We start from the raw sequence: 22,357 nt of genomic DNA on the forward strand, positions 1-22,357 counted from the left end.
TTTCTGGTGGCTTTGCCGCAGAGGGTACACCCGTTCCCATACCGAACACGGAAGTTAAGCTCTGCAGGGCCGATGGTACTTGGGTTTATCCCTGGGAGAGTAGGTCGTCGCCAGAATTAATTTTTAAACCACTGGGTAAATTTGCCCAGTGGTTTTTTAGTAAGTTGCATTGTCTATGATTTCTGTTATATGGTAAGATCAGTGTTTTTTATTGGTAAAGTCTGTTTTTTTATAACAATTGGTTAAATTATTAAATAATACCTGCAGGATATGTCGTTTTTATAGCAGAAACAACACATAGTAGTAAATTTGTAGGAGAATTTGTGATGGATGAGCAACTTTTAAAACCGATATTAGAGGTAACTTATTTGCAGGCAAATAATGCCTGGCGCTATCGGGCAATACTGCGCTATTTTTACCTGCAGCATGAGCAATTGCGCTATTATTTATTTGCTGAAGAAGTGCTGGATTATTTAAAACAGTATCCACACTTTGCAGATTATAATGAGGATCAGTTGCAACAAGATTTAAGTCAATTGGTTGCTTGGAAAAACATTATTCCTCGTCAGGATACTGCTAAAGTAACCACTATTGAAGATTTTAAAAAGAAAAAGTTTCGTTACCAATGTACCCCTTACACCGTGGAAATAGAACGGATGGTTCAAGGGTTAGAGAGTATGGGCAACTCCTTTGGCGGTTCGTTGGAAAGGACACTGTTTGATCGGATATTACAAACTCTCAATAAATTAGAAGTAAACTACATAAATAAAATATCTAACGAAGAGCTGTATACGTTATGGCAAGATCTACAAGATAATTTTAAGAAAATGACCGAAAATGCTACCGATTATTTGGCTCATTTGCAGAGTGAAAAAGTTGAAGAATTGATGATGACCGAGGCTTTTTTAGCTTATAAAGATGCACTAACAGAATATCTGCGTCAATTTATGACAGCACTCCAACGCACCTCTTTAAAAATAGAAGTGGCCTTACAGCAAGTGCCATTAGCCATGATAGAACAGGTAGCGTTGCGTTTAGCTGATTATTATTTGAGCATTCCGCGATTGGACGAACCTCCCAGTAAAGAAAAGCTTGTGAGCAGTTACCTGGCCCAGTGGCAAAGCTTTAAATATTGGTTTTTAGGTCGCAACGGTAGGGAAAGTGATTTGGTTTATTTGCAAAATAGTACTAACGATGCCATCCGTCGCATAACTCGGTTTGCCCAACGTTTAGGAGAGCGGTATCACAGTTTTAAAAGCCGTCGTCAAGATTATTTGTATTTAGCAAAATGGTTTAATAATTGCACCAGCTTAGATGAGGCTCATCAGTTATCTGCCTGCGTATTTGGCGTTTTTCATAGCCGTCATCTCTATGCCGGGGTAAAAGAAACAGAGGATATATACACAGAAATATGGCAGCAACAACCCACCGCATTAACAATTAAACCCCGGGTTAGAACATACCGAGAGAAAACTAAAACCGGTGCTATTATACGTCATGAACGGGAAAAACAAAAAATGCTCGCAGAATACATGAAACAAAAAGAGGCCGAGCAAAGTTTAATTGAACAGATGATTAATGAAGATCACATTACTTTGGCAGAACTGCCGTCTGTAGACCCTTATGTAAGAAAAACATTGCTCAATTGGATTGGCAAATGTATGACCAATGCAGACCGCACTGGCAAGACCGAAACCGGCCGTAAATTTCAGCTAAAACTGGTAGACAATCAAGAAATTACTTTAAGGTCAGTTGATGGTACATTAAAGATGCCAAACTACATCATTCAATTTATAGATTAAGGAGTAATGCCTTGAGAATCGATAAACGTAGTCACAAATTTGATGATACTGCCAAAGAAGCGGCAGAAAATTTGCTGGAGCAGTTTTGGATTATTAGAGATAAAGAACCAGATAAATATCAAATGGTGCGAGAACGGGAACAGGTTTTACGTACTTACTTTTTAGAAAAAATGGGTTTTCGCCTGATACTACACCGATACTTTGCTAAACTAGAAAAAATCCCGGCAGAACCGGAATCTTGGATGGGATTGCAAAGCTTTAAGCACACAAGGGATTATGTGTTGTTTTGCTGCTTGTTGGCTTATTTGGAGGGTAAAACGGTGGACGAACAATTTTTGCTCTCTGATTTATGTGAAGATCTTCAAGGGTTGTATCCTGAGGCAGAAAGTTTGGATTGGACCCATTACGAACATAGAAAATCACTGGTGCGGGTGCTGCAGTTTGCCGCGGAAATTGACATCATTAAAATGGTGGACGGTGACATTAATGGTTTCAACTATGCCGAAAACAGCGAGGTGCTTTATGAAGTACCGCTATTAGCTCGCTATTTTATGCGCTCCTTTCCTAAAGATTTATTGCAATTTAAAACCAAAGAGCAAATACTGCAGGCAGAGTGGTTGGGTAATGAGGAAAATATCGGCGCTATCCGCCGACACCGGGTTTATCGGCAACTATTTTTGTCACCGGTGATATATAGTAAAAATCCTGACGATGCTGATTTCCTCTATCTGCGCAATTACCGCCACCGCATTAGAGAAGATATTGAAAAGCACACTGACTATCAGTTTGAACTATATAAGAATACTGCATTATTAACGCTAAATGAACGCAAAGTGCGGTTTGAGTTATTTCCAGACAACCGGGCGATAGCTGATATAGCGCTACAATTTGCTGCTCTATCTAGAGAGTTTCAGCAGCTAAAGGAATTACCGCTACAACCAGATGGCAGCATTTACTTAACACCGGTGGAGTATCAAAACTGGGTGGTGCTGTTAAAAGAACGCTATGGTGCGGGATGGAGTAAGCAGTACCGCGAAAACAACATTGAGTCCACAGCATCTGAATTGCTGGACTTACTGGTGGAATGGAAGATGGCCATGGTGGATGTTGAAACCGGCGTGATTTATTTGCAACCACTGTTGGTGAGAACGGTGGGCCATTACCCTAAGGATTTTAAACCCAATACATCAAAAGAAGGTGTTAATAGTGAAGGAGAATAGGTGGCAACTGCATCGAGCAGGTATTTTAAACTTCTGGTATTATGACGAAGAAGAATTCCATTTTGCAGATGGCAAGTTGTTGCTGCGGGGAAGTAATGGCTCAGGAAAATCTGTTACCATGCAGAGTTTGATCCCGGTGGTGCTGGATGGCCGGAAAAGCCCCGACCGCTTAGACCCCTTTGGTTCACGGGCCAGAAAGATGGAAGATTATCTATTAGGTGAAAAAGACGTAGTGGATCGAGATGAAAGAACCGGTTACCTATATTTAGAATATAAACGGCAAGGACTAGACCAATACCTAACTACCGGCATCGGACTACGGGCTAAACGATATGGCAATCTTGATTTTTGGGGCTTTATTGTCAGTGATAACCGGCGTATTGGTAAAGAACTGTTACTTTACCAAACCGATTACAGTTTGGAAGATGGTCGGGAGCAAAAAATCCCTTTATCTAGGCGGCAATTAGAAACTCGGGTGGGTAACGGTGGTCGGGTGGTTAAAAGCCAGCGAGAATACATGGAATTGGTCAACAAACATGTTTTTGGCTTTGAAAATATAGAAGCTTATGAAGAACTGATTAAACTGTTAATTCAACTGCGCAGTCCTAAGCTCTCTAAAGAATTTAAACCCACTGCTATTTACGATATCCTTACCAAGTCATTACCCTCTTTATCTGATGAAGAATTGCGCCCCCTTTCTGACACCATCGAAAACATGGATCAAACTAAACAGCAACTGGAACAGTTGGAACGGGAGAGAAAGTCCCTTAGCAGACTGTGCCAGCAGTATGACTACTATAATCAGTATGTGTTGGCGGAAAAGGCTGAGGGATTGCAGCAAAGTAGTCTAGCTAGGGACAAACTGTTGAAACAAGAGCAACAACTGCAACAGCAAATAGCTGAATTGCAACAGCAACAGTGGCAGTTAAAATCAGCAATGGATGATATCAAAGCTGAGCAGCAGGCTTTAGAAATAGAAGAAAAAAGTTTGGAAAAACATGAGGCTTTTAATGCAGAGGAAGAAAAGAAGACGCTGGAACAAAAAATAAATGACTTAGAAGATAAAATAAAATGGAAAGAAGAAAACCTAGGCCAAAAACAATCTAAAGAACGAGAACTGGTAACAAAAGTAAGTCAACAAGAACAAAAAATTAGCGCTAATCAAAAAAGCATTAACGAGCTTCTTGATGAATTGGAAATAAACGGTTTAGAAGCTAGTTTTGAGAATCATGGCACTGCGGTCAATGAATTTAAAAACAACTATCAACAAAGCTACCATTTTGATTTATGGAAAAAAGAGGCGGATCAATACACTGCCTTGTTGGATAATGTTTTGCAAACACTGCGGGAACAGACCAAGGCCAATGATGGTTATAAAGCTGTAGAACGGGATTTAGCAGAGGTCAGTAAAAATCTAGACTTAGCCCGTAATGAAGAAAATAAATGGGACAGATTTTTTGAAGAAGAGAAAGAAACGCTACTGAGAGCCTTTCACCAGTGGTTAAAAGAGAATGAACAGTTAGTTTTAAGTAATCAGGATATTCAACTGGTTTCTCGCCGTTTACTGGATATTTTTACAGACTACCAAGCAGAAGAGGTAAAAGAGCCGGTAACCTCAGCCTATCAATATCATTACAGTCAGCTACAAAGGCTACTGGCGGATAAAGAACTCCAAATAGATCAGAATAACAAAGAAATAACTGCTAAAGAACTGGAGTTAGACCAGTGGAAGAAGCGCAAGGATGCAGAGCCAACGCGCCATGCCGACACGCTGGTGGCCCGAGAAAAATTGTCAGCGCAGGGTATTCCGCATTTGCCATTTTACAGTGCGGTAGAATTTCATGATTATGTAACGGTTGAGCAGCGAGAGCGGATAGAAGCAGCCATTACTCAAATGGGTTTGTTGGATGCTTTAATAGTGCCAGAGAAATATTTGCACACAGTTGGTCAACACGATCGGGTGATCAAACCTAACCCCCATATATTTGCCCATACGTTAACGGAATTTTTATACCCCACTCCTGTAGAAGGGCAAGCTGTTACAGCAGCAGATATTGATAATGTGTTGCGCACAATTCTGATTGATGATACCGGGGATAGCTCAGCGGTAATTAGAGAAGACGGTACCTATCAACTGTCGCTAATTAAAGGCCATGCCCCCCGTGGGGTGCAATCTATTTATATTGGACTAGAATCCCGTCGGCAATATCGCCTGCAGGTAATTGAACAACTTAAAACCGAATTAACCGATTTGCAGGCTGAACTGCATAAATTACAAGGAGAAAAACGGCAACTGGAGGCACAACAACAGCAGTTACAAGATGAGTATCGGCAGTTTCCTTCGCTACGGGATGTTCGGACAGCCTATGACAGCTTAAGTGAAGCAAAGCAACAGGTTAAATTACACCATGAATTCGTGAAAACCAAAAACGAACAATTAAAAACCGCTTACGAAAAATTACAGCAAATCAAAAGCCAACTGCGTACATTAACTGCGGAGATAAATCTAGCCCCAACGGAACAGGCTTATAACGATGCCAAACAACAGATGCAAGGGTACCAAAAATATTTACAACAGCTAGAACTGGTTTACAAAGACTATGTTAACAATAATGACCTATTAAAAAATTATCAAACTTCGTTGGCTGACATCATTGCCGATGTAGACGAGCTAAAAGGCGAATTAAACGTGCTGATCGGTGAATTGAAAGTATTGCGGATTAACCTTGAACAAATAGAGGCGCGTTTGAAAGAACTGGGGGCAGAACAGATACGGGCTCGTATAGCAGAGGTGCTAGGGCGCCTTAAGACAATCCCCAATGAAATTCTAGCATTAAACACCAAAATACAAAAAACGATTCATGGTATTGAGAATGCTGAAGATAAACTGGTAACCACTAAAGAACAGCTAAAATATGCGCAACAACTGTTATTGGATTGGCAACAAGTGTTTCTTGATGACTTTAAATTGGGTTTTGTAATCGATGGAGAACAACAGTTGCCCCAAGACTTAAATCAGATGTTGTCAAAATCCAAGCAGATTTTGCAGCAATATGGTCACCTATTACGTGACAAACATAATGACCGAGTCAACGTGGAGAATAATTTAAACCGGATTTTTTATCAAGAACGAGATATATTGGTTGAGTACAGATTATTTCAAGAGCAGGTACTGGAAGTGGCTGATTTACCTGAGCAATTGTCAGATCCGTTGCTACAGGTGCAATTTAGTCAACTGCGGCAAAAATCACGCAGAATGCAGTTGTTGATGGAGTACGAAGGTAAAAAAGTCACGGTATATTATGTGTTGCAGCAAATATCTAAAGATATTGAATTGCAACGGAGCATATTAAGCGAAAAAGACCGCGAATTATACGAAGAAATAATAATGAATAGTGTTGGCCGTATCATCCGCAATAGAATTAACCGGGCAGAACTATGGGTGAAGCAGATTGACAATTTAATGCAGCAGCGTGATACTTCCAGCGGCTTAACCTTTTCCCTTCGCTGGAAACCGTGCACTGCTGACTATGAAGAAGAACTAGATACCAAGGATTTAGTAGATCTATTGCGCTCAGATCCACGTTTATTGAAGGAGCAGGATGTGGAACGGGTAACCCAACACTTCCGCTCGAAGATCAATCGAGCTAAGGAAGTGCTTGCGGATAAGGGGTACGGGGAATCATTTCACCAGGTAATTAAAGATACCCTTGATTATCGCAAATGGTTTACCTTTACCCTTTACTACCGTCGAGAAGGTGAGCAACGGAAAGAATTGACCAACAATGTATTTTATACCTTTAGCGGTGGTGAAAAGGCAATGGCAATGTATATCCCGCTATTTTCCGCTGTTTACTCACGCTATCTAGAAGCGGGCAAAGATGCCCCATACATTATTTCATTAGATGAGGCCTTTGCCGGAGTAGATGAAAATAACATTCGCGACATGTTTGATCTGGTGGAAAAGCTAGGCTTTAATTACATTATGAACTCCCAAGCGCTGTGGGGAGATTATGACACTGTGTCGTCCTTAGCCATTTGTGAATTGGTGCGACCCAAAAATGCACCCTATGTCAGTGTGGTGCGCTATCACTGGGATGGAGAGGTAAAGCATTTATTACATTTTCATAAGGAGTAGCTGTTATGAAGACCGATAAAGCAGTAAAATACTTCAAGCAAGAGCGGGGGTTTCACCGCTTGATGACACAGTTAATTAAAAAATATCAACAATTGGGTCGCATTGGGGGTAGTATCAAATTAAGTAACCTTAGTGATACCGAAAAGGAAGCACTGGCTTCCTTAATGCGTCGTGATTATAGTAAGCAGCAGTCAGCCACCATAACGATGACTGCCTTTGAGGCCGCCTTACAAAAAACAAGATTTGCAGGTATCACATTAAAGGAGCTACTGGATGGATATGCCGGTCAACAACTAACCACCAATGAAGAACTGCGACATCAGTATCAAAGGGAAAAACACCAGTTTTTTAACCAACTGATACAGCTTCACAAACATGACAACTGCTGCCAATGGTTAGAACATATTTTAGCTAAAGGTGTGGGTACCAGAGGAATTCACCTAGCCTACGATGTTAACGCCCCTTTGCTGTATCTGCAACTGACTAATGTTTTAAAAGCATTGGCACAGCTGCCAGCTTTAGTGCATGCGGAATATGACCGATTACCTATTTTTGCCAGCCGTGTCACCGGTGACCCCCATGGTTTTGACTTAGACACTGATCAGGGGCGATTTTTAATAGCAGCCCTACATTATTTACGCCAGCATAAAGAAGTTGGATATACTGTTTCAGCCAATTTATCTGCCGAGGAGAAAACCGAGCTTCTGGCTTACTATGGCTTAATTAGGGATGATTTACTTAACTTTGTTACCTGTGCTGGTATTGTTGGTTTGCGACAGAACAAGCCAACGGCAATCTGGCGCAGTGCTTGTGAAGAAGCAGCGGTGTTGAACGTACCATTACGGGAAATTGTTAAAATAGAAACTTTTCTACCTGCCGTTGCTTATAGCAACACTAATAAAGAAAAAATTGTATTCATGTTAGAAAACTCGGGCGTATTTTCTGCTGTATTAGATCACTTTAATGGTAAGGAAATGCCACCGCTGATTTGTACCCATGGTCAACTGAAGTTAGCTAACCTTATTTTACTTGATAAACTTGTAACCAATGGTGTTACGGTTTTGTATTCCGGAGATTTTGATCCAGAAGGGCTACAAATGGCTCAGCGTATTTTAGACCGCTATGGTAGTAGAGCAAAAACCTGGTGCTATAACTATGAGGATTATTTAATCAGCCTGTCTGAGGTTGAACTGGATGATGCTAGGCTAAAAAAGTTAGATACCGTTACCACCACTGCCTTTACCGAGGTAAAAGAAGCTATGCGCCAATATAAAAAGGCTGGTTATCAAGAATATCTGATTAAAAAATTGGTGGCAGATATAGAGAGTTATATGGCATTGACGGTAATTTGTTAGAGAGGAATTACATATGCAAGGATCCGTAAAAATTATTTTGGCTATGGTTATTTGGGGTAGTTTAGGTGTATTTGTTAGACACATCGACTTGCCTTCAATGGAAATTGTTTTTTTGAGAACGGTGATCGCCAGTGTCGTTTTAGGCATCGCTTGGCTCTGGTTTCGGGAACCGGAAAGTAAAAAGAACATTAGCAACAACAGGCGGTTATTATTTTTTTCTGGTATTGCCCTCGGTTTAAACTGGGTGTTGCTATTTCAAGCTTACCGCTTTACCACCATTGCTAACTCCACGTTAAGTTACTATATGTCACCGGTGATAGTGGTGCTGTTGGCACCAGTATTCTTAAAAGAAAAACTAACGGCCACTAAATTAATGGCAGTGGCGGGGGCCATGGTGGGTCTTTCTATCATCCTAGGCTATCAGCCACAACTGGCCAATGTCAGCTTTAATCATGGTGTTGGTATTGGTTATGGGTTACTAGCAGCGACGTTTTATGCCGGTGTGGTCTTGCTAAATAAACAGTTTAAAAATATCTCCGGTTTTGATGTTACCTTTGTGCAAATTTTTGTGGCTGCTTGTTTTTTACTGCCCTTTATCATTTATCGGGCTGAGTTGCATGTCCAGGCCAGCGATTGGTTGTGGATTTTAATTCTGGGAGTGGTGCATACCAGTATCGCTTGCCTATTATATTTTTCTGGCATTAAGGAGATTAAAGCCCAAAACGTGGCGGTATTAAGCTACCTAGACCCAATATCTGCCATTATTTTTAGCACCATATTTTTACATGAGCCGTTGACAATTTATGCCATTACCGGTGGCCTATTAATTTTAGGTTCAACCTTTATTGGCTCCAAGGAAACGTCGTAGTTTAAAACTGCGGCGTTTTTTAATCTAATTTTTAAGAATTATTTAACAACCCCGCCAAACAGGAACAAACATTTTGTGTGCAGAATTATTCATAGTTACAGACAAACAGTATTCACACAGCAACGTGTAAATTATAGATAGAAATGTTAACGGAGGAATTGCCATGTCCTTACGATTTATACTGGGTCGAGCTGGCAGTGGTAAAACCACCTGTTGTTTACAGCAAATTAGGCAGCAATTGCAGGCGGCGCCCACCGGAAACAATTTAATACTACTGGTGCCGGAACAGGCCACCTTTCACAATGAATTGGAGTTGGCATCTACGCCCCAGTTGGGTGGCATGATGCGGGCCCAAGTCCTTAGTTTTAACCGCCTAACTTGGCGGGTGCTACAGGAGGTGGGTGGCGGTGCCCGGGTACAGATTGCTGACTTGGGTAAACGCATGATTTTGCGGCAGTTTTTAGAACAGCGCCAAGAACAGCTGCGGGTATTTGGTGGGGCCGCCGACCAACCGGGGTTTGTGGATAGCTTGGCCAGTGCCATTTCGGAAATGAAAATGTACCAGGTAAAGGTGGCGGACTTGAAACAGGCCCTGGACCAAACCGCCGATGAAGAGTCGCTTTTATTGGCTAAACTGCGGGATTTGGTCCTCATTTATCAAGATTTGGAAGACTATTTGGCCAATACATATACCGATCCCGACGATTACTTAAATTTGCTGGCGGAAAAGGCCCATCTGTCTCCAACAATACAGCATGCTGAAATCTGGCTGGATGGTTTTACTGGCTTCACCCCCCAGGAATTAACGGTTATCGAGGCACTACTGCAAACGGCCCGCCGGGTGAATATTACTTTGACTTTACCGCCCCAGCGCCAGTTACAGCAAGATGCCGGTTGTTTTAACATCACTTGGACAACCTACAATAAACTGCTGCAGCTGGCAGAAAAACTCGGTATCGAGGTGGAAGCGCCACTGCTTTTGGAGCAACCGATACCGCATCGCTTTGTTGGTGCGGCAGACATTGCCCATTTGGAGCAAAGCTATTTTGATTTGACGGCCACAGCCTATCCAGACAAAGCAGAACATCTTAAAATAATCGGTGCTCAAAATTTTCGCGCCGAGGTGGAAGCGGTGGCCCGGGAAATTCGCAGCCTGTGCCGGGATCAGGGTTATCGCTATCGAGATATGGCGGTGCTGTTGCGGGACTATGCCCATTATGACTTATTAATCGAAACCATCTTCTCGGACTACAACATTCCAATTTTTATGGACAGAAAAAGAACGGTGATGCATCATCCACTGGTGGAATTGGTGCGGTCGGCTTTAGAAGCGGTACAGGAGGGTTGGCTTTACGAACCGGTTTTTCGTTATCTAAAGACAGACTTGGTGAATGCAGAGCGGGAAGAAATTGATATTCTAGAGAACTTTGTCTTGGCCTATGGCATTAAGGGATCGGCTTGGTACCGTGATAAACCTTGGCAGTATCACAAAAACCGCCACTTGGGTACCGAGGCGGAGTTGTCTGAAAGGGAACAGCAACAATTGGCCCAACTTAACCGCGTGCGCCGCCAGGCAGTGGCTGAATTGGCGGTATTCCATAGTAAAATAAAGCAAGCCACCACCGCAGCAGAAATCACCCAGGCGCTATTTGAACTGCTGGTGGATTTAAAAGTGCCGCAAAAACTGAAACAGTGGTCGGAGGTGGCTGAGCAACAGGGGCGCCTGGAAACCGCCCGGGAACACAGCCAGATTTGGAACGAAATGGTGGACATATTTGACCAAATGGTGGCAACCATGGGCGAAGAAACACTGAATTTAGAGAGTTACAGCAAAATTTTGGACGCCGGGCTGGAGGGTTTATCCATTGGCTTAATTCCCCCGGGGCTGGATCAAGTGGTGATTGGCTCGCTGGAGCGCTCCCGTAACCCTAATTTAAAGGCAGTTTTTGTGGTGGGAGTTGGAGATGGCATTTTGCCCGCAAAGCCAATGGCCAGCGGCATCTTTAATGATCAAGAGCGTCAGTCATTAAAGGAATTAGGCTTAGAGTTGGCAGCGGATACCACCAGTAAGTTATTAGACGAACAGTTTTTAATTTACACCGCCCTTACCAGAGCCAGTGACTATTTGTGCCTCAGTTATCCGCTGGGTGACAGCGAGGGTAAAGCCCTGCGGCCATCGGTGGTCATTAAACGGGTTAAGGAATTATTTCCTCAGCTACAACAGGAAAATATCAGCGTTGAACCCCAGGGGGATGGACAGGATATTAACTTTATCAACAGTCCCGCCAAGGCGCTGATGTATTTAGGTAAGCAATTGCGCTTAGCTAAGGAAACACAAAAAGTTGATGCCATTTGGTGGGACGTTTATAATTGGCTATTGCAGCATGAACGCTATAAACCGCAATTGGCCCGGGTGGTTAACGGCTTACTGCACCAAAACCAACTACAGCCCATCGATGGCCAACTGGCCAAGAAACTCTTTGGTACCCCGTTGCGGGCCAGCGTTTCTCGGTTAGAGAAGTTTCAATCCTGTCCCTTTGCCCATTTTGTCAACTACGGTTTGCGCCTGCGGGAACGGGAAATTTACAAATTGTCTACCCCAGATTTGGGACAGTTTTTTCACGCCGCCATGGAGCAATTTGCTAAGAAATTGCAAGCCATGGATTTGGATTGGGCCCAGTTGGATAAGCAGCAATGCTTGCAAATCAGTGATGACATTGTGGCTGAACTGGCCCCACAGCTCCAGAGCGAAATATTGCTCAGCTCCGGTCGCTATCGTTACTTGACCGGTAGATTTAAAAAGACCGTTCAGCGGGCGGCCACCATGTTGGTGGAACATGCGCGCCGAGGCATGTTTCGTCCGGTGGGTTTAGAGATAGCCTTTGGCCCGGAACAAGAGCTGCCTGGCTTAAAAATCACGCTGTCGGATGGCACTGAAATGGAATTGATCGGCCGCATCGACCGGGTTGATGGCTGTGAAAAGGACAATCAATACTATTTGCGGGTGATTGATTATAAGTCCGGCAGCACCGATTTAAAATTGGATGAAGTATTTTACGGCTTTAAAATTCAACTGATTACTTATCTGGATATCATATTGCGCTACGCCGGCAGTCTGGTGGGCAGAGAAGATTGTCAACCGGCGGGAATCCTGTACTTCTACCTGCGGGACCCCTTAATTAATACTGCGGGACCGCTGGATGAAAGCGAAATAGAAGCGATGATCATCAAGGAATTGCGCATGAAGGGGTTAGTGCTGGCCGACTTGGCAGTGTTTCAGTTGATGGACGGCGAAACCCAAAGTGGTTGGTCAACCATTATTCCGGTGGGCATCAATGCCGAGGGTAAAAAAATACTGCAGCAAGGAGACTCAGTGGATGCCGACATTGATCAAACCACTTTGTTTTATAAGGATTCCAAAATTGCTCTACCAACCCAAATTGAAGCGTTAAGGCAGCATGTGCAAAGGGTGTTAGCCCAGACCGGAGAGGCCATTATTAATGGTGAGGTGGCCATTAGTCCCTATGAATTAAAGGACCATACAGCCTGCGATTTTTGCCCCTTTTTAATGGTTTGTCAGTTTGACACCACAGTGGAAGGTAACAGCTATCGCAGCTTAAAACCCCTCAGCAGTGCAGATGTGTGGTCCAACCTGGCCCAGGGGGAGGAATAGTAAATGCCTAATTGGACAACGGAACAACAACAAGCAATCTATACCCGGGGTTGTAACCTATTGGTTTCAGCCGCTGCCGGTTCCGGTAAAACGGCGGTGTTGGTGGAAAGAATCATTCAAATGGTGTGTGACCCCAAAACCGGGGTGGATATAGACAAATTATTAATTGTTACCTTTACCAGTGCCGCGGCGGCCGAGATGAAAGAAAGAATTGGGTTGGCCATTAATGAAGAGTTAAAAAAACAACCCCACTCTACCCATTTGTACCGGCAAAGTACGTTATTAAATAAAGCATCCATTATGACGCTGCACTCCTTCTGTCTGGAAATTGTCCGGGAGAATTTCTACCGCTTGAATATAGATCCCCATTTCCGCATTGCCGATGACACCGAGGGAGAACTGTTGCGGTTGGATGTGCTGGAAGAACTGCTGGAACAATATTATAGCAACTGCGATGATGGTGATGATTTTACCAAGCTGGTGGATGCCTATGGTGGCCAACGGGACGACAGCTTAATTCGGGAATTAGTTCTAAAGCTGTACAATTTCTCCCGCAGCAATCCTTGGCCGGAACACTGGCTACAGCAAATGCAGGATAATTTTATCACCACCAATTGGTTTGATTCACTGTTGACCAGCATCAGCATGGAATTGGCGGGGATTAAGACATTGCTGACCAAGGCCTACCATTTAGCCCAGGCTCCCAACGGCCCAGCGGCCTATGTTAACAATCTGCGTGAAGAACTGTGGCTGGTGGATGACCTGATTGGGGCAGCTAAAATATCATGGCCACAATTGCAGCATGCCTTTGGGGCGGTGGATTTTAAACGGTTGCCCACCGTGAAGAAAAAAGACCAAGTGGACAGTGACCTCCAGGATAAAGTTAAAGAGTTGCGCACCAAAGCTAAAGATAGAATCAAGGGGTTGGAGGGCAAATATTTCACTCGGCCCCAACAGGATCTGTTGCAGGATTTAATTACGCTGCACCCCCACATGAAAATGCTCTGTCAACTGGTGATGGAATTTAGCCAAGCCTATCAAAGGCAAAAGGCTAAAAGGAACCTGGTTGACTTTAACGATCTAGAACATTATTGCCTTAAACTGTTGTTGGCGGAAGAATCCACTCCGGATAACCTGGTGCCATCAGAAATCAGTGACAAAATGCAGGCTAAATTTGCCGAAGTACTGGTGGATGAATATCAGGATATTAATGACGTGCAAGAAACGATACTGCAGCTGGTGACCAAACCCGACAACATGTTTATGGTGGGGGATGTTAAGCAAAGCATTTACCGCTTTCGGTTGGCTAAACCAGAGCTGTTTCTCAGCAAATACCAAAGCTATTCGCCCACTGAGGGAGCCAGCCGGCGGCGCTTGGATTTAGCCCGGAACTTCCGTTGCCGCAGTGAGGTGGTGGATGGGGTCAACTTTATTTTTCAACAGATTATGACGGCCAAACTGGGCGAGATGCCCTACGACGATAATGCCCGGTTAATTTACGGTGCCAATTATCCTGATGCCGATGGCCAGTTAAGTTTAGCTGGACCGGTGGAGCTGCACCTGTTGGAAAAGAAAAACAATGAAGACCAACAACCAGATGAACCAGAAGAGCAACAGGAATTAACGGCCATAGAAAAAGAAGCCCGGGTTATTGGCCAACGAATTAAAGAGCTGATGGCGGCGGAGCAGGTGGTGTACGATAAAAATACCGGTGGTTACAGGCCTCTTACCTGGCGAGATATCGTTATTTTAATGCGTTCACCCAAGGGGGCGGCGGAACCATTGATGGAGCAATTTAGGTTAATGGGGATTCCGGTATATGCCGATTTGGGCAGTGGCTACTTTGCCGCCACCGAAGTGCAGACCATGCTGGCCTTACTTAAGATTATTGATAATCCCCATCAGGATATTCCGCTGGTGGCAGTGCTGCGTTCGCCAATTTTGGCCCTCACGGCCGAACAGTTGTCAGAAATTCGGCTTAATGATACCAGATCCACTTATTACAGCGCTTTGCAAAAAGCAGCGGCCATAGATTCGCCCTTGGCCGGTATATTACAGGAGTTTTTGGATAACCTGAACCGTTGGCGCACGCTGGCTCGGCAAGGTAACTTAGCAGATTTAATTTGGACGTTGTACCGGGAAACCGGTTACTTTAACTATGTGGGTGCCATGCCCGAAGGGGGCCAAAGGCAGGCCAACCTCCGGGCACTGCATGATCGGGCCCGCCAGTATGAGGCCACCAGTTTTCGGGGATTATTCAGATTTCTACGGTTTTTAGAAAGACTGCAGGAAAATAAAGGTGATATGGAAGCTGCCAAGGCACTGGGTGAAAACGAAAATGTGGTGCGGGTGATGAGTATCCACAAAAGTAAAGGGCTGGAGTTTCCGGTGGTCTTTGTGGCGGGCATGGGTAAACAATTTAACCTCAGCGATGTGCGCCAGGATGTCATCTTACACAAAGAGTTGGGGTTGGGGCCGGTATTTGTCGATGCCGAAAAAAGGATCAAGTATCCCACGGTGGCTAAGCTGGCCATCGAAAATAGAATTAAGCTGGAAACGTTGGCCGAAGAGATGCGCATTTTGTATGTGGCGTTAACCCGGGCCCGGGAAAGATTGATTATGGTTGGTTCGGTTAATGATGTCACCAAAACGGTGGATAACTGGTGTCGGGTGCTGGATTATGATGATATTGAACTGCCGGACAGTGAACTGGCCCAAGCCAAAAACTTTTTAGACTGGGTGGGGCCGGCAATTGTTCGGCACAATGATGGCGATGTATTAAGAAAGTTGGTCAACTGTACTGACGTTACTAATGTGTTAACCTGTTCTTCTCGGTGGCAGATTATGGTGCACAATGCTGGACAGGACAGCGATGAAGATGAGCAGACTGACGAGATATTAGAAAACATCAAGGCTTTGCAGCCGGTGCCAATAAAGTCACCGCTGGCGGATTTAATTAACAGCCGCCTGAGCTGGCATTATCATCAACAACCACTGACCGAGAAAAGGGCCAAAGTGACGGTGACCGAGATTAAGCACAAGTTTCATCAGCTAGCCCAACAGGCCGAAGGGTTCAGTCCCCAACTGGGATTCACAAAACGACCGGTGTTTTTGCAGAAAGACAAAGGGCTTTCCGCTGCCGAAAAGGGCTCCGCCATTCACTTGGTGATGCAACATATTGATTTGTCTAAGCCAATTAATGACGACGCCATTCAACAACTGCTGGCGGAATTGGAACTGCGGGAGATATTAACCGCCGAGCAACGGCAAGTGATTGACATTAAAGTTATTCTGGACTTTTTTGATAGCCCCTTGGGGGCCAGGATTATTAAAGTAGCCCAAAGGAATGACAACTTGGTCAAAAGGGAAATGCCCTTTAGTTTGACGCTGCCAGCTAACGAAATATATGATGACTTAAACGATGCCTTTGCAAGCAGAGAAAGGGTGCTGGTGCAAGGGGTAATTGACTGCATGTGGCAAGAGGCAGAGGGTTGGGTGCTGGTGGATTACAAAAGTGATAACGTCAGTGCCCACCAAGTGACGGAGTTTATTGACCGTTATCAAGGGCAGGTGAACCTTTATGCCCAAGCGGTGGCCACCATATTAAAACAACCGGTTAAAGAGCGGTATTTATACCTCTTTAGCCTTGGACAGGCATTACCGATTTAAAATGGGGGTGGTTTTTGATGCGGATATTGCATACATCCGACTGGCATCTGGGACGATCTTTGGAAGGACGGAACCGATTAGATGAACAGCAGCAATTTATTGCCGAAATTGCTGATATCGCCCACCGGGAGAAAGTGGATTTAATTTTAATAGCGGGGGATATTTTTGACACCGCCAATCCTTCGGCGGCGGCAGAACAACTTTTTTACCAAGCCATTTATGATTTGGCCGCCGGCGGTAGCCGAGGCGTGGTGGCCATTGCTGGTAACCACGATAGCCCCGAGCGGGTGAGGGCGTCAGACCCACTGGCGGAGCAATTGGGGATTACGCTGTTGGGGTTACCTAAGGATCAGCCCTTCATCTCCAGCGGCAGTAGAGAGCGGGTGAAAAGACTGTCGGTGGGGTCCGGTTGGCTGGAATTGGCAGTGCCCGGTTGTGACCATTCGGCGGTGGTGGTGACACTGCCCTATCCTTCGGAACAGCGGTTAAAAGAAATTCTAGTTGACAAATTAAATGAAGAAGAAATGCAGAAATCTTACTCCGAACGGGTGGGAGCCTTTTTTAAAGATGCCACCCAAAACTATCGCCGGGATACCGTCAACCTTTGTATGAGTCATCTGTTTGTCATCGGCGGCAGCGAAAGTGAATCTGAGCGCCCCATTCAGTTGGGGGGTGCCTGTACGGTGGAACCGGTCATGTTACCGGCAACGGCGCAATATACAGCCTTGGGGCATTTGCATCGTCCCCAACGGGTGGCCAAGTGGGAGCATGTGCGCTATTCCGGATCGCCGTTAAGTTACAGTTTTTCAGAGGCGGGGCAAACGAAAGCAGTTTATATTGTGGACTGCCAACCGGGACAGCAGGCCCGGGTACAGGAGATTCCGCTGACCAGTGGTTGTCCGCTGGTAAAGTGGAAAGCCGACCAAGGACTAAATCAAGTGCTCAAGTGGTGTGAAGAAAATCGGGACCCCAACGCTTGGATAGATTTAACCATCCACGTGCCAAAACCGCTGCAAGCCGAAGAAATCAAAATGTTGCGGGAACTGCGACCTAAGTTGATCAATATTAGACCGGTACTGCCGGAAATGGCAAGGGCAATGGATTTAACAGGCCGGGAAAGTTTACCGGTGGATGATTTGTTCCGGCAGTTTTATCAACGGCAGAACCAAGCGGAGCCAAAAGAAGAACTGGTGCAGCTGTTTTTAGAATTGATTCAAGCAGAGAGAGAGGGTGAAGATGCATGAAGCCCTTAAGCTTAAAGGTATCTGGCTTACATAGTTTTCGGGAACAGCAGGAGATAGATTTTACCGCCCTTTGTCAATCCGGGGTGTTTGGTATTTTTGGCCCCACCGGCAGTGGTAAATCCACTGTACTGGATGCCATTACTTTGGCGCTATATGGTAAAGTGGAGCGGGCCAAGAATGGCACCCAGGGCATTATTAATCAGAATGAGGATAAAGCCTTTGTACAATTTAATTTTGCCATTGGCGGTCAAGAGTATAGTGCTGAGCGGACTTATAAAAGAAATAAGGACGGTAGCATCAGTATGCGCAGTTGTCGCCTGATTGGAAAGGATGAGGCCGGAGAACAGGTACTGGCCGAAAGGGCCCGGGAAATGGCTGATCAAGTGCAACAGCTAATTGGTTTAACGGTGGATGATTTTACCCGGGCGGTGGTGTTGCCCCAGGGTAAGTTTGCCGAGTTCTTAACACTACAGGGTAAAGACCGACGGCAAATGCTGGAGCGTTTATTTGGCTTAGAGAAGTACGGGGAACAGTTGAGCCGTAAAGTAAAAACTAGGCTGGGTGAAGCCGAAGGCGAACATAAACTGGTGGCCAGTCGGCAGGCAGAACTGGGAAATGCTTCGGCAGATGCCCTTAAAGAGGCAGAGGAAAAGCTGCAACAACAACAAAGGTTATACGCAGAAATAGAACAAGTTAACCAGCAGCATCTCACCAAGTTTGAAGAACTAAAACAAATTAGGCAGTGGCAAACTGAACTGGAAACCCAGCGGGTTAAGGCTCAGGCGCTGGTGTTAAAGCAACCGGAAATCGACCGCAAACAAGAAAAACTGGCACTGGCCCAGCGGGCGCAGCACGTTAAACCTTATTTAGATACAGTAACTGCGGAACAGGTGAATCAGCAAAGGGCCATTGATCAGGCCCGGCAGTTGGCCCAGCAAGTTAAGCTGGCGGAAGAGGCTTTTCAACAATGCCAACAGCAGTATGATCACTGGCAACTGCAAACCCAAACCCTGGGTAAAGAACTGGAAGCAAAGATTCTTCGGTTGGACGAAGCAGTATTAAACGAACAAAAAAGGGATCAACTACAGGCTAAACAACTGGAATTGAGAAATCGGTTTAAAGAATTTGATGGACAGTACAAGCAACTGCAACAGCAGATTAAAGCATTGGAAATCAGCAAACAAGAGCTGCAACTGCGAAAAACGGAATTGGCTCAACTAATTGAAAACCGGGATATCAGTGCCCAGCAGCGGGAGGAGATGGAACGGAAGCGAGAGGCCTGGAAGGCACTGCAAGAAGTTGAAAAACGGCTTCAAGAACAGCAGCGGGAAGTCAATCAGCGCACCGAACAATTAAACGTCGCCCTGCAGCAAAAGGAAACGCTGCAATTGCAGGTTGTGGCCAGTGGGGTTGAACTAAGTCAAAAAGAACAGCAAGCGAGAAATTTAGTGACCCCTGCCGTTAGTCAACTGGAAATAAATAAGCGCCAACAACAATTAACCAGTAGTAGTTTGATTGTTAATAAACTGGAATACGAACAACAAGCCTTAACAGATAAGCAACAGCATATAACAGCACTGGAGAACCAGAAAACAGAAATTCAACAGCAAATTACTTTGGCAGAGGCCGATTTAACGGACCAAAATAACAATAAAAAGCAGCTGATTAAGGAAATTGAACAGTTAGAAGAAGCATACAAAAAGTTAGAACGGGATAATTTGGCCATTATTTTAAAGGCTCAATTGCGGGAGAATCAGCCTTGTCCGGTGTGCGGTTCCACCGATCATCCCCATCCGGTGGTATCCGGACATCAGCAGGCAGAACTGGAAGCAACAGCAGAAAGAATAAATGATGCCAAGATCAGATTACAACAATTGGAACAAAAAGTAGCCCAAATTAACAGCCAAGGGGCAGTGTTAAAATCTCGGCTAGCAAATATTGATGAGGAAATCGAGAAATATCAAGCCCAGGTGGCAACAATAGCCACCACTGTTAACCATCTGCACAGTCAACTGGGAGATGTGGCGGCTAAATTGGCGCTGCCAGAACTAAAGGCTGCTATTCACCAACAACAAAGCGATCTAAATACCACCCAAAAACAAATAACAGACTATACTGCCGCCAAAGAAAAACTAACCAAGGAAATAGATGATTTAAGGGCTAAATATAACGAGCAGCAAAGACAATTTACCGCTGCAGATACTGCCACAGAGGCCTTGACACAACAAATACGGGCAATGCAAAGGAAAAATGATGCGCTGATTACCGAGAGAGAAGACAAGTATCAACAGTTTGTTCAACTGGCAGCTGGTATGTCTGGAGAAGAAATAGAAGCTAAAGTAATAGCCGTTAACCAGGCACTAAAGGAACTGGAGCAATTGCGTAAAGAGGAAAAGACGGTATCGGCCAAATTGGATGCGGTGGTGAATGATCTATTTCAGAAGCAAGAATTGTTACAAAACCTAAAACAAAACATGGAAGCGTTAGTCATTGAAGGCAAAGCCGTTACTGGTCAAGTGGATGAGTTGGTGGCTAAAATTAATGAGGTTACCGATGGCTTAAGGGCGGCGGATGTGAAAGAAGCGGTGACACAACAATTGGCTCAACTGAACAACGCTTTCACCGCTGCCGGTAAAAAGCTAGAGGGACAACGTTGGCAATGGGAAGAACAGCGGAAACTTTATTATAGCGCCGAACAACAGGTTAAACAAATTAAAGAGCGGCTGGAAAAGGCAGAACAAGTGCTGGTAACCAAATTACAAGAATACCAATTTGTTACCCGTGGCCAGGCTGAAGAGGCCATTTGCAGTGGCGCAGAAATGGAACAATTGCAGCAACAAATAGACCAATATAAACAGGAGCAGCTGATCACCAAGGAAAGTATTGAGCAACTGCAACAGAAATTAAATGGCCGTAGTCTGACGGAAGATCAGTGGCAGCAGTTTAATGATGAAATGAAACAAATACAATTGCAACTGGACGAAGTTAAAGAACAGGTCTATGTATTGACTGATCGTTTAGAAACACTGAAGAAGAATCACTTGCGGTGGCAGCAGTTGGAAGAACAAAAAATTACATGGCAAAGGGAAATTAGTAAGCTAAAAGAAATGGAAAAACTTTTACGTGGTAATACCTTTGTGCAGTTTATTGCCGAAGAACAGTTAATTCATGTGGCCTTGGATGCTTCTCGACGGTTAGGTGAGTTGACACAATATAAATATGCTTTGGAAGTGGACAGCGAAGGCAATTTCATTATCCGCGATGATGCCAATGGTGGTATGCGGCGCCCGGTTTCTTCATTATCCGGTGGTGAGACATTCTTGACCTCATTGGCGCTGGCGTTGGCATTATCCAGTCAAATTCAGTTACATGGCCAGTATCCATTGGAATTTTTCTTCTTAGATGAAGGCTTTGGAACGTTGGACGGTGGTCTGTTAGAAACGGTAATGAACTCACTGGAAAGGTTACACACCGAAAACATGGCCATTGGTGTCATTAGCCATGTCCCGGAACTAAAGGCCAGAATGGCCCGCAGACTGATAGTAGAGCCTGCAGAAAAAGGTGGCCGAGGCACCAGGTTGCAAATGGAAACCGCATAAATGGGCTGCGCCCCGAATTATGAATTAGGAATCTTGAATGATGAAACATTCATATTGTATGCAAAGGCCTTTTGTAGGGGCTCAATTCATTGAGCCCCTAAACTAATTGCGCCTAGTGAAAAACATTGGTTAATAGCAGCGCCTGATTCCAGCTGTTCAAAAAGCAGATGTTGTCTAGCAAACACTTCTGCCCAAAAATTACCATTGCAATTTAGTTCTAACTCATGCTAATATAAAATTCTACGCCGGGGCAGAATAAAACTTGGCGGAGTAAGTAACCAAAGTTACCAAAAATTGTTGCTTGCAACAAAGATGCAAAAGTAATAAAATGAAATTCCGCCGTCGATGAGGCGGACGGAAACAGCAACATGGAAAGCGAAAACAAAAGTAAAAAATAACAGTTGACATAAAGTTGGCTCAGTGTTAAACTAATAAACGTCGCTGCTGAGGCGGCGGTAACAACTGGAAACAAACAGATCCTTGAAAACTAAACAGTAAGAGATGGATGTTGTAGAGGCTCAATTCATTGAGCCTGGATAAAATACATTCATTATTGCATGCAAATGCTTTTTGTAGGGGTTCGATTCATCGATCCCACTGCAGGCACATTTGCGCATAGTGAAAACGCATGTTTCAAAAAATAACACACGATAAATGAGCTAAAATCAGCTTATTCATAAAGAAATTTTATGGAGAGTTTGATCCTGGCTCAGGACGAACGCTGGCGGCATGCCTAACACATGCAAGTCGAACGGGGTTTAATTGAAAGTTTACTTTTAATTAAACCTA

Annotated in this window: 9 protein-coding genes and 2 rRNA genes; all 11 read left to right on the forward strand. The window is 44.4% G+C overall.

What is annotated here, in order from left to right; genetic code table 11:
- The first annotated feature begins 2 nt into the window (after window positions 1–2).
- Window positions 3–116 (forward strand): 5S ribosomal RNA (gene rrf, locus V6C27_14260).
- Between the two features lie 210 nt (window positions 117–326).
- Window positions 327–1,802 carry a TIGR02677 family protein gene (locus tag V6C27_14265; protein MEG6617564.1) on the forward strand — a complete coding sequence of 492 codons (1,476 nt, stop codon included), beginning with the start codon at window positions 327–329 and terminating at the stop codon, window positions 1,800–1,802.
- An 11-nt stretch (window positions 1,803–1,813) separates the two neighbouring features.
- Window positions 1,814–3,022, forward strand: coding sequence for a TIGR02678 family protein (locus V6C27_14270; protein MEG6617565.1), 1,209 nt, complete (start codon window positions 1,814–1,816; stop codon window positions 3,020–3,022).
- Entirely contained in the window at window positions 3,009–7,160 is a 4,152-nt protein-coding gene (locus V6C27_14275; protein MEG6617566.1) for a TIGR02680 family protein, read from the forward strand. Before V6C27_14270 ends, V6C27_14275 begins: the two co-directional genes overlap by 14 nt.
- Window positions 7,161–7,165: 5 nt before the next feature.
- Window positions 7,166–8,515, forward strand: coding sequence for a TIGR02679 family protein (locus tag V6C27_14280; protein MEG6617567.1), 1,350 nt, complete (start codon window positions 7,166–7,168; stop codon window positions 8,513–8,515).
- A 13-nt stretch (window positions 8,516–8,528) separates the two neighbouring features.
- Entirely contained in the window at window positions 8,529–9,383 is an 855-nt protein-coding gene (locus V6C27_14285) for a DMT family transporter (protein MEG6617568.1), read from the forward strand.
- 163 nt (window positions 9,384–9,546) lie between these two features.
- Window positions 9,547–13,056: a helicase-exonuclease AddAB subunit AddB gene (addB, locus tag V6C27_14290; protein ID MEG6617569.1), complete on the forward strand. Its 3,510-nt coding sequence runs from the start codon at window positions 9,547–9,549 to the stop codon at window positions 13,054–13,056.
- 3 nt (window positions 13,057–13,059) lie between these two features.
- On the forward strand, window positions 13,060–16,725 hold the full coding sequence (gene addA / locus V6C27_14295; protein MEG6617570.1) for a helicase-exonuclease AddAB subunit AddA: 3,666 nt from the start codon (window positions 13,060–13,062) through the stop codon (window positions 16,723–16,725).
- Window positions 16,726–16,742: 17 nt separating this feature from the next.
- Entirely contained in the window at window positions 16,743–17,969 is a 1,227-nt protein-coding gene (locus V6C27_14300; protein ID MEG6617571.1) for an exonuclease SbcCD subunit D, read from the forward strand.
- Window positions 17,966–21,568: an SbcC/MukB-like Walker B domain-containing protein gene (locus tag V6C27_14305; GenBank protein ID MEG6617572.1), complete on the forward strand. Its 3,603-nt coding sequence runs from the start codon at window positions 17,966–17,968 to the stop codon at window positions 21,566–21,568. Before V6C27_14300 ends, V6C27_14305 begins: the two co-directional genes overlap by 4 nt.
- Before the next feature lie 686 nt (window positions 21,569–22,254).
- Window positions 22,255–22,357: ribosomal RNA gene (locus V6C27_14310) — 16S ribosomal RNA — on the forward strand; the annotation flags it as partial.

This window comes from Peptococcaceae bacterium 1198_IL3148, assembly GCA_036763105.1.
Lineage (GTDB): Bacteria > Bacillota > Desulfotomaculia > Desulfotomaculales > Desulfohalotomaculaceae > JBAIYS01.